Genomic DNA, 2,023 nt, shown 5'->3' on the forward strand with positions numbered 1-2,023 from the left:
TGCGGAAAGCATTATGCCCGCCGGACAGGAAAGAAGGGAAAAAACCATGGGAAAAGGATATTTTGTTGGCATTGACAGCGGCTCCACCAGTACCGATGTGGTGATTTTGAATCGAGAGAAAGAAATCATTTCCGGCATTATCCTTCCAACGGGAGCCGGTGCGGCCATGGGAGCGGAGCGCGCCATGGAGGAAGCCTTAAAGGAGGCTGGCCTGCAGCGGGAGGATATTGACGCTGTGGTGACCACCGGCTACGGCCGCAGCGCTATTGCCCAGGGAGATAAAAGCATTACGGAAATCACCTGTCATGCTAGAGGAGCCCATTATCTGGACCCGGAGGTGCGCACGGTTGTGGATATCGGGGGACAGGACAGCAAGGTGATACGTCTGGATGAAAACGGGTCAGTGGTAAACTTCGTAATGAATGATAAATGCGCGGCAGGCACAGGCCGTTTCCTTGAGATGATGGCCCGCACTATGGAGATGAGCCTGGATGAAATGAGCCAGACAGGCCTGGAGTATAAGGAAGACATTACGATTTCCAGTATGTGCACGGTCTTTGCGGAATCGGAGGTCGTGTCCCTGATTGCCCAGAACAAGGGAAGAGACGATATCGTGCATGGCCTCAATAAAGCGGTGGCGTCCAAAACAGCGGCCCTTGCCAAGCGTGTGGGGGGCGAGGAGAAATACATGATGACCGGCGGGGTTTCCAAAAACAAAGGGCTTGTTCATACGCTGGAAGAAAAGCTTGGCACAACACTGGTTGTAAGCGATAAGGCGCAGCTGTGCGGAGCTCTTGGAGCCGCATTGTTTGCAGCGGATATGGCGGACTAGCGCAGGAGGGATATTCTATCCCTCCTGCAGTCCTATGCACCTGAGGCTGCGTGGTACAATGAACCGAAAGGCGGTTTTAGCTATGAAAGAAAAATTCGGCGCGCCAAAGGAAATACAGATCCGCGGCGCAAGAGTACATAATCTGAAAAATATTGATGTGAATGTGCCGTTAAATCAAATTGTAGGCATTTCCGGCGTGTCAGGCTCCGGCAAATCCTCCTTGGCCCTGGGCGTACTGTACGCCGAGGGCAAGGGGCGGTATCTGGAGGCCTTGTCCACCTACACCAGAAGGCGCATGACCCAGGCTGCAAAGGCGGATGCAGATCAGGTGCTGTATGTTCCGGCGGCCCTGGCCCTGCACCAGCGGCCCGGCGTTCCCGGCATCCGCAGCACCTTCGGCACGGGGACAGAGCTTTTAAACAATCTAAGGCTGATGTTTTCCAGGCTGGCCAGCCATCGCTGCCCTAACGGCCACTATGTGGAGCCTACGCTGGCAGTGGCGGCGGAGCAGGAGCTGATTTGCCCGGAGTGCGGCGCGGCCTTTTATGCCCCGGGGGCGGAGGAGCTGGCCTTTAACAGCCAGGGAGCCTGCCGCACCTGTGGGGGAACAGGCATTGTGCGCACTGTGGACAGGGATTCCCTTGTGCCCGACGAATCCCTCACCATTGACGAAGGCGCTGTGGCGCCGTGGAATTCGCTCATGTGGTCGTTAATGACTGACGTCTGCAGGGAGATGGGAGTGCGCACGGACGTGCCCTTCCGGGATTTGACAGATCAGGAAAAGGATATGGTCTATAACGGGCCCGCGGAAAAAAAGCATATTCTGTATCATTCCAAAAACAGCAATCAGGCCGGAGAGCTTGATTTTACTTATTACAATGCAGTTTATACCGTGGAAAACGCCCTGGCCAAGGTCAAGGATGAAAAGGGCATGAAGCGGGTGGAAAAGTTTTTGAAGGAGGATGTGTGTCCGGACTGCGGCGGCACGCGCCTATCCCAGGCGGCAAGAGCGCCAAGGCTACGGGGAATCGGACTGGATGAGGCCTGTAAAATGTCCTTAAGCCAGCTGATAGGGTGGGTGGAGGAAGTGCCTGCTTCCCTTTCGGAAGAAATGCGCCCTATGGCAAAGAGCATTTGCCAGTCCTTTGCAGTGGTGGCCAGGCGGCTTATGGAGCTTGGCCTTGGCTATCT

Annotated in this window: 2 protein-coding genes; both read left to right on the forward strand. The window is 55.4% G+C overall.

Features of this window, described 5'->3' with window-relative positions; genetic code table 11:
• A partial coding sequence (locus AC1WIP_RS15105; protein WP_481142604.1) for an acyl-CoA dehydratase activase occupies positions 1 to 832 on the forward strand: 832 nt, incomplete at its 5' end.
• 82 nt (positions 833 to 914) lie between these two features.
• Positions 915 to 2,023, forward strand: a 1,109-nt coding sequence (locus AC1WIP_RS15110) for an excinuclease ABC subunit UvrA (RefSeq protein WP_481142605.1), incomplete at its 3' end; no start/stop codon positions are given.

The organism is Acetatifactor sp., from assembly GCF_982438285.1.